6 protein-coding genes are annotated in these 8,752 nt (G+C 59.3%); 1 reads left to right on the plus strand and 5 read right to left on the minus strand.

Features of this window, described 5'->3' with window-relative positions:
• Both AC1D2P_RS02150 and AC1D2P_RS02155 read right to left on the minus strand, forming a co-directional pair.
• Positions 1–1,296, minus strand: coding sequence for a glycosyltransferase (locus AC1D2P_RS02150; RefSeq protein WP_109786808.1), 1,296 nt, complete (start codon positions 1,294–1,296; stop codon positions 1–3).
• A complete protein-coding gene (locus AC1D2P_RS02155) occupies positions 1,290–2,855 on the minus strand; it encodes a glycosyltransferase (RefSeq protein WP_109786809.1) in 1,566 nt (521 codons plus the stop codon). Before AC1D2P_RS02155 ends, AC1D2P_RS02150 begins: the two co-directional genes overlap by 7 nt.
• Positions 2,856–3,482: 627 nt before the next feature.
• Between AC1D2P_RS02155 and AC1D2P_RS02160 the strand changes: the two genes are divergently transcribed.
• The gene (locus AC1D2P_RS02160; RefSeq protein ID WP_109786812.1) at positions 3,483–4,850 is read left to right on the plus strand and encodes a glycosyltransferase family 4 protein; all 1,368 of its coding nucleotides are present in this window, start codon (positions 3,483–3,485) and stop codon (positions 4,848–4,850) included.
• Between the two features lie 55 nt (positions 4,851–4,905).
• On the opposite strand, the gene AC1D2P_RS02165 is transcribed toward AC1D2P_RS02160, so the two are convergent.
• From AC1D2P_RS02165 to AC1D2P_RS02175, 3 genes are all read right to left on the minus strand, one after another.
• The gene (locus AC1D2P_RS02165) at positions 4,906–6,936 is read right to left on the minus strand and encodes a 2Fe-2S iron-sulfur cluster-binding protein (RefSeq protein ID WP_109786813.1); all 2,031 of its coding nucleotides are present in this window, start codon (positions 6,934–6,936) and stop codon (positions 4,906–4,908) included.
• Between the two features lie 63 nt (positions 6,937–6,999).
• Positions 7,000–7,626: a glutathione S-transferase family protein gene (locus AC1D2P_RS02170; protein ID WP_046030876.1), complete on the minus strand. Its 627-nt coding sequence runs from the start codon at positions 7,624–7,626 to the stop codon at positions 7,000–7,002.
• Positions 7,627–7,757: 131 nt separating this feature from the next.
• The gene (locus AC1D2P_RS02175) at positions 7,758–8,660 is read right to left on the minus strand and encodes a LysR family transcriptional regulator (RefSeq protein WP_109786814.1); all 903 of its coding nucleotides are present in this window, start codon (positions 8,658–8,660) and stop codon (positions 7,758–7,760) included.
• Positions 8,661–8,752 lie beyond the last annotated feature (92 nt).

The raw sequence follows: 8,752 nt of genomic DNA on the forward strand, positions 1-8,752 counted from the left end.
TCATGCCCCGGGGGTTTCCACGGCACGGTTCTCCAACAAGCGCTCAAAAAATACGTTAAGCCATTGCTCGGCAGCGGTCTGGCTGCAAAACTTTTTGAGACTGGCCACTGCGTGCACGGACATCTGTTCATAGCGGTCGGGGCTACCCTTGGCCACGTCATAACTTAGTTGGTAAGCCCTGCACAACGACGCCCAATTGGTTATGTAACGCAAGGTCCGAAATGCCCTGCGCGGGTCATGAGGCCAAGCCGTAAGTTCAGCGGTAGTGTCAATCAGGAATGCATTATCAGCATCGAGATAATCGATCATCGCCGTGGTCCGTGGCGCCACCGCCGGTTTGCCACAAGACATGAACTCCATCAGCGGCAGGCACTGGCCTTCGCCGTAGGACGTGTTGACCACATAACTCGTGGCTTGCACCAACTTTTCATAGTCCGCGTCAGCCAGATAGCCGTAAATCAGTACGATCCGGCAGCGGTAAGACTGGTTTTTGTACAAGTGGTGAAGGATGTCATCCAACGCTTCTTCGGCATCGTGGTGCGTCAGTTTGAGCACCAGTGTCGCGTCGTCCACCTCACGAAACGTCACGCAAAAGGCACTGAGCATGTCTTCCCAATTCTTGCGCCCGTCACCGGGGTTGAAAACCGAGGTGTAAATCACGCCGTTAAGGACCAGTTCTTGTTCACTCGGCGGGGCCTTGAAATTAATACCCACACCTTCGCGCAATGCCACGGGTCCGAAGGCCCGCAAGTCGAGTTTACGGCTGTCTACCAGCAACCCCTTGAGCTTCAACCGCACCTGACTGGCCAAGGGCTGGCGTTGCAAGTGGGCGCCGCGCGCGGAAAACCGGTCCCACACCGGGGCAGGTACCGCAATGATCGGATAGTCGGCGCCCATCACCTCGCGCACCGCATCCACGGTGTAGCTGGAGTGTGTGATCGCCGCACCGCAGGCGCGCAACACAGTGCGCCAGTCATTGAGCGGGTTACTGTCAAAGGGTTCGTTGGGGATGGTGCTGAATTCCCACGCGAACACCGGTAGTGTCGGGCAGGTGAAATTGACCGGCGTGCGATGAGGCGGCGAGAACGACAGGAACACGCACCCTTCGCCACGGGACAAACATTCCAGGTACAAGGCATCGACTTCGGTCTGCGGATCTCTGACTTCCACCACTCGCCCCAGCCGCTCCAGCACGGGTCGATACTCCTTGAGCACGAAGTAATAGCTGTACTCAGAGCGGCCAAGGTTCTGGGCAATGGTGTGCTGGTTGGTTTCCGAATGAATGATGATCAGCATGAGGCGTTATCCGTCACGGTTGCTGTCGGCAAGGCCTGCGGCGCCAGCCCGAAAAAATCCGCCATGCGTTGCTGAACCGGAGCGAAAGCGCAGTATTCGTGCATGCGCTTGATAGCGGCGAGGGACATGCGCCGATACTCCAGCGGTTGTTCCTTGGCCAGGCGGTAGCTGTTTTCGTAAGCGGTTTTCAGCGAACCCCAATCCGGCCGGTGACGCAGGGTACGGTAGATGATGCGGGAGTCTTGCGGCCATATAGTCAGCTCTTCGCTGGACTTGACCACAAACGCCACGCGTTCATCGATGTAGTCCTCCATGGCGGTGTGATCCGGTGCGATCACCGGTTTACCACAGGCCATGAACTCCATCAGCGGCAGGCACAACCCCTCGCAACGCGAGGCATTGACGTAGTAACTGGCGGCTTCATACAAGCGGGTGTATTGCGGGTCGTTCAGATAGCCGTGCATGACCACTACCCGACAGGCGAACGGCGAGAGTTGAGCGAGCAAGGTCATCAACTCGTCGTGGTAGGACGACAGATCGCTTTGGGTAATTTTCAGTACCAGCGTGGCGTCCGCCGTTTCGCGAAATGCCCAACAAAATGCGGTGATCAGTTGATGCCAGTTCTTGCGGCCATCACGCGGGTTGAACACGCTGACGTAAACGACACCGTCAACCTCGGTCTCGGCCAGCCCGGTGGTGTCCGGCCACGTTCGCGGCGCCGGCTCGGGCACTGCCATTGTGTGCGGGCCGGCGATGGCCGGCAACCAGCCGGCGAGTCGCGCATGTGCGGACTCTGACAGCAGGTCGTGAATACCTTCCCAATACCACTGGCTTAGAAAGTGGCTGCGACGCACCGGAGTCGGCAGCGCTTTGCCCATATCCCGACGCCAGAGGTGCAAGTAATGGCGGGCAATCACCAAGCGGCGCTTGAGTGTCAGCGGCGGTGGTTTCAACGCCTCCAACTCGGCCAGTTCCTCGGCGGTAGGCGGTACGGGAATCAGCGCATCGGCAGACAGCCCGAGGGTTCGGGTATCGAAGATGCAGCCCTTGATGTCCAGGGTCGAACCGGCGTTGATCGGTGCGCTGGTGTGGCGACTACGAATGCCGGCGAAGTTTTCCCACAATGGCGTTGGCAAAACCAGCACTGGAAAGTCTTCACCCATGGCCTGTCGAATCGCTCGGGCGGTATGGCTGGAGAGCGTGATCACCCGGCCCTGATGCGCCAGCATTTGCGTCCAGTCCTGGCGCGGGTCGTTGTCCCACTGCTCATCGGGAATCGAGTCGAACTCCCAGGCCACCACGCAGATTGTCGGACATTCCAGGTCGTTCGGGGTTTTCTGCGGCGGCATAAACGACAGGAACAGGCTGTCTTCGCCAGCGGCCAACAGTTGCCTGTAGAGGGGATCAACCTCGGCAGTGGAGGACACCACATGCACTCGCCCAAGACTTTCGAGCACAGGGCGATAGGCCTTGAGCACGAAGTAGTAACTGTATTCGGGACGACCAAGGCTCTGGCTGATGGAGCTATCGTTGACCGCTGAGTAAAGAATAAAGTTCATGGCATCTCACGATGAAGCCGCCATCCCGGCAGCCCCACTCTATGACGGTAAAGCCATGGATCGAGCCGGCGCTCGCCAGTCCTCGCCCATCGTCTTCTTACCCGTCTACGCTCTTGTTTTAATGGTCGGATTCGGGGAGTCTCGAAACAACTCATACCAACGCCGATTAATCGTGACGAGGGGCATTCTAAACACATCCATCGAGGATTCGTGAACCGCCCGGCGAGAATAAATCGAGCTAAGCGCACGAGAACTGACCGGTCACAGTTGGACCTGCTAAAATTGCCGATCAATTGCACAAATCGGCTACCAAACAAGCATCGCTGTCTCGCCTGTCTTTCGGCCCCGTCATCTAACCGGTCCGTCAGACATCTCTGTAAAACCTGTGAGGAATGGACGAAATGAAAGACCAAGGGGTCGCTATTTGAAAAAGCGTCTATTCGTTACGGGTCTCAGTGAGACCAACGGCCCCGAAGACCTGTGTTCGGAGAGGCCCGACCCGGTCATTCACCTGGCCAGCCAATCGTTTGATCCTGAAGTCTTCCGCGATCCGGCCCACACGCTCGACATTAACGTCCTTTGTTCAACCATTACCCTTCCCCCCTCAATTGCCCCGGAAAGCCCGTTATGACCCGTCTGCTGGTGGAGTGCACCCACGTATTCAAAAACCCCAAAGTCAATTCAGGCATTCAGCGGGTGGTGCGCAACGTCATCAATCAACTGCCGGAAAGTGCGGGCGGTGCCGAATGCATTCCTGTGGTGATGCTCAAGGGCAAACTCTATCGGGTACTGAAACTGGGTTCATTGAACACGCCGTTTTTCGAGAGCCTGATAACCTTCGGCGAGCGACTGGAACGACTGGCGCACCGTTTTTGGCAACTAAGCCAACGGCTTGAAAAGCGCTGTACATCGCGGTTTGCACGACGCGTGTTGTACGTGGCTTATCGACTGATAGCACTGGCCTGCTTCAGTGTGCCGCTGCGCCTGATCGACCAAGTCAATCAAACCCAACTGCCTAAACGTTGCACACCGCTGCAACACCAGCCAGGGGATCAACTGGTGCTGCTGGACTCGTCCTGGCACACCGATTTTTTCCCGTTTGCCGAACAGCTCAAACGTGAAGGCGTGGGCATCGTTTCGGTAATCTACGACCTGATTCCCGTGACACATCCACAGTTTTACGACACACGACTGGTGCAGGTGTTCAACGAGTGGTTCGACTGGATCACCAAAACCGCCGATGGCTATATGGCTATTTCCGCCACGGTACGCGATCAGGTGCGTGAGGAATTGCAGCGCCGCCTGGGCCCAGCCAAGGCCAGTGAATTGTGGTTCGACTATTTCCACCTCGGCTCCGAGCTGGACCTGAGCGAAGCCGCAGCTGCCGTCGAGCCGCGCCTGACGCGTATTTTCAATACGCAGGAACCGGTGTTTCTGATGGTCAGCACCATCGAACCGCGCAAAAACCACGACTACCTGCTGGACGCATTCGAGCTGGCTTGGGCCGCGGGTTCAAAAGCCCGGCTGTGTATCGCCGGTCGGATCGGCTGGAAATGCGACGCCCTGCTCGCCCGGGTACACAATCACCCACAGTTGAACCAACGCCTGTTCATGTTTAATGACCTGAGCGACACCAGCCTCGAACACGCTTACTCCAATGCCAGCTCTCTGGTGTTTCCATCCTGGATCGAAGGATTCGGCTTGCCTCTGGTGGAGGCCATGCAGCGCGGACTGCCGGCCATGGGTAGCGACATTCCGATCTTCCGCGAAATCGGCGGCGAGTTCATGGCGTATTTCGACCTGGCCGAGCCGCAAACGCTGGCCGACCTGGTCGCTCGCTTCGAAAGCAGCGGTCAGTTCCCGGCCACCCGCGACGTGGCGGATTGGCACTGGATCGGCTGGCGTGAAGCCAGTGCGCAATTGGCCGAACGCACCCTGCGCAATGTTGTAGACATGCCGCTAGTGCAGGTGAAACAACACGCGAATTACCCTTGATGCCCTAATTATTCGGGCACCGTCTGATTACTTATGTGGGGCCGGGGTCTAGAGGTTAAAGGTCCAGCACCACCGGCTGCGAACCCTGCGCCGGCACCGCACAACAAATCAGCACTTCTCCCGCATCGGGGATTTCTGCCGGCACCTGTGGATAAGTTACCTCACCGCTGATCAGGCGGGTTTTGCAGGTCCCACAGGAGCCGCCGCGGCAACTGAACTCCGGACGCAATCCACGGCTTTCCGCCAATTCCAGCAGGCTGCCGCTGTCGGGTTTCCAGCGCGCCTCTTTGGCCGAGCGCTCGAATACCACCGGCACTGATGTGGTGGCGACCGGAGGTTGTTCGATGACCACGGCATCCGGGTCGGGTATCCGGCGCAGTGTCGACGGGCCAAAGGTTTCGGCGTGAATCCTTGAATCACGAATGTCCATTTCCCGCAGGCTGTCGTACATCGCCTGGGTAAAACTGCCCGGGCCGCAGAGGACAAAATCCAGCTGATCGTAGTCTTCCACCTCAACGATGCTCGTGAGCAAATCGGCATCGATTCGCCCGGTCAGGTCGAAATCTTCACCCTCGCGGGCATCCGGCTCTGGCTGACTGAGCAGACGCAGCACTCGCACCGAGTCGCCGAGGCCGTCGAGCAAACGGCTCAGCTCCGGGCGAAACGGTTGATCGGCCAAGGTCCGCGAGCTTTGGAAGAACCACGTCGGGCGGATGCTTCGCGTACGCAGGCCTTGATAAACCACCTCGCGCACCATCGACAGCAGCGGCGTAATGCCCACGCCAGCGGCCAGCAACACCAGCGGCCGCCGCTCATGCGGCGCCACGGTGAAATGCCCTTGGGGGGCGCGGGCTTCCAGCATATCCCCGACCTTAATCTGATCATGCAGGTGTGATGACACCAACCCGTCACGTTTCACACTGATGCGGAAAAAATCATCCGACGGCGCACTCGACAAGCTATACGTGCGGATATGTACCTCACCGCCGATGTTGAACCGCAGCGGCAAATGCTGCCCGGCTTGAAACACCGGCAACCCGGCGCCATCGGCGGCCTGCAGGTAGATCGAGCGGATGTTTTGGCTTTCCGTCTCGATACGCACCACCTGCAGTGGGCGCCAGCGATCCCCCAAGGCCTGGGCTTGCAAACGCGCGTTGGCCTGCGCCCAGGTGCCGGTCAGCAGACTGGTGGGCGACACGCCGTCAAAGCGCCAGCGCAAGGCCAGCGCTGCAGGCCGACGTACTACGTGTTCGACTTCGAAGGTCCATAGTCGCTCGGCACCTTGGAAGGCATCGATCTGCGGTCCGTCGAGGATGATGTCGGTGCGCCCGCTGAGGTGCAGCAGGTCGCCTGTATTGAAATCGATGAACAACAGACCGGCGCGAGGATTGATCAGCAGATTGCCCAGCGTATTGAAATGCAGGTTGCCGGCGAAGTCCGGGATGGTCAGGCGATTACCGTCTACCTGTACGAAACCGGCCTGCCCGCCCCGGTGAGAAACATCCACCGAGCGCTGGCCATCGACGTCCACGTAGCTGGCGACAAAGAACGTGTCCGCGTCGACGATCATGGTTCTGGCCGCGTCATCCAGCTCATTCAAGTGCTGCGCAACGCGGCTTGAGGGATCCGCCAATGGCACCGAGCGAAACTGGCGCAACTGAATGTACTGCGGGCAGTTGCCGAAGGATTGTTCCACCGTCACCCCGAATCCGCTGGCCGTTACAGCGCCCACTCGACCATTGAGGCGGTTGCGACGCCGGGTGTGCAACTCGATACCGAGCAGCCCGATGGCGGCACCGTCTTGCAATTGAGCAGGGTCATCGGCGCCCGGCAAACGGTCGAACTGCAACAGTGCGGGGTCGGGGGAATGTGCAAAGCCTGGAGGCCCTTCAAGAATGCTCGCCCAGGGATTGCCCTCGGCATCGACGGCGCCGTACAGCATGAACGGCAGTTGCTGATAGAACGTGCGGTGCTGATCCGGCATTTGACTGCGAATCACCCGCCGACCGAACGCCTCCATTCGCTCGGCAACCCCAACATGAGCCTGCAACTGTTTTTCGCCGGCGTGCCAAGGTGAATGTTCCATAACGGTTTCTCCCCTGCGCCTATCGCGCACAGTGAACGGCCCGAGCGGGTCGGGCCGTGAGCATCAGGCGGTTTTTTGCAAACCGGCCACCGTGCGCGGCATGCCGACAAACCCCGGCAAGGCTTCAATACGCGCCAGCCAGGCGCGGATGTTGGCGTAGTCGTCCAGCGAGACATTGCCTTCCGGCGCATGGGCGATGTAACTGTAGGCGGCGACATCGGCGATGGTCGGCTCACTGCCGGCCAGGTAGGGCGTCGACGCCAACTCGTGGTCGATTACCTTGAGCACGGTGTGGGAATAAGCGATCACCTCTTGCGCGTTGTATGGCGCGCCAAACACCGTGATCAATCGTGCTCTGGCCACACCAAAGGCAATCGGCCCGGCGGCCGCCGACAGCCAGCGCTGAACCTTCGCCGCGCCGACCGGATCGGTGGGCAGCCAGCGACCATTGCCATATTTATGTGCCAGATAGACCAGGATGGCGTTCGAATCGGCCAGCACCACACCTTGATCATCGATGACCGGCACCTGACCAAAAGCGTTGAGCGCCAGGTAATCCGCTTGCTTGTGCGCGCCCTTGGCCAAATCGACAAAGATCAGCTCGGTCGGCAGGTGCAGCAAGGACAACATCAGCTCCACGCGATGAGCATGGCCGGAACGAGGGAAGTTGTAGAGTTTGATCGCTTGCATGGTCGACTCCGCTGGGTGGTGGTGCTGTTCAGGGAAAGATCAGCACCGATGGCCGCTATTTTCCACCTACAACCAAAACAACAGAATAACCAGCAAACGCAATCCATTATTTCAACCAACGCAACAATCCTTTAGCCGCTCAGCGCCGGATGTTCGCGCAGCGCCTTCACCGTAAAGTCCACAAAACTACGGACCCGCACCGGAGCCTTGCGTCCCCCTTGGTAGACCACATGAATGGGCAGTGCCGGCAGTTCGAAGTCGGTCAGCACGATTTCCAGCTCACCGGCCGCCACCTTGCCCGCCACTTGATAAGACAGGACCCGGGTGTATCCCAGGCCCAGGCAGGCCGCCGTGATCGCCGCTTGATTGGCGGTGACCACAAGGCGCGGTTCCGGACGAACGTTCAGCGGCTCGCCCGCGTCAAGAAATGGCCAGGTCCTGAGCTGCCCGATCGACGAGGTCGCAATGATGGGTGCGCCATTGAGCTCATCTGGGTGACGTGGCCTGCCACGGGCAGCCAAAAACGCCGGGGACGCGCAGATCACCCGCCGTACTTCGCCCACGCGAATCGCGTGTTGATTGCTGTCAGGCAGCTCACCGATACGCACCGCGACATCAATGCCCTCTTCGACCATGCTCACCACCCGGTCGAGCAGCAAGGCATTGATGCCGACTTCTGGAAATTGAGTGAGATAACCGACCATGACCGGTGTGACGAACAACTCACCAAACAACACCGGCGCCGTGATTGTCAGTTGACCACGCGGCTGGGCGTGACTGCCGGCTGCCGAATCCTCCGCTTCCTGCACCTCGGCCAGAATTCTCCGACAATCCTCCAGGTAACGCTGCCCGGCCTCGCTCAAGTGCACGCTGCGGGTGGTGCGTGTCAGCAACAAGGTGCCAATGCGCTTCTCCAGCGCCGCCACCGCTCGGGTGACGCTGGCCGCCGACAGGCCCAGACGTCGCGCCGCCGCCGAGAACCCCTGCTCTTGGGCAACCGCGGCGAAGACCTGCATTTCCTGGAATCGGTCCATCGGGCATGCCCTTTATCCGAATAAAAATCAGCTGACGAGACTTCGCTCATCGACAGCCTGTACTAGACATTTTCACCCGAACACGCGTCCAG

This window comes from Pseudomonas sp. P1_F1_2 (assembly GCF_056405815.1).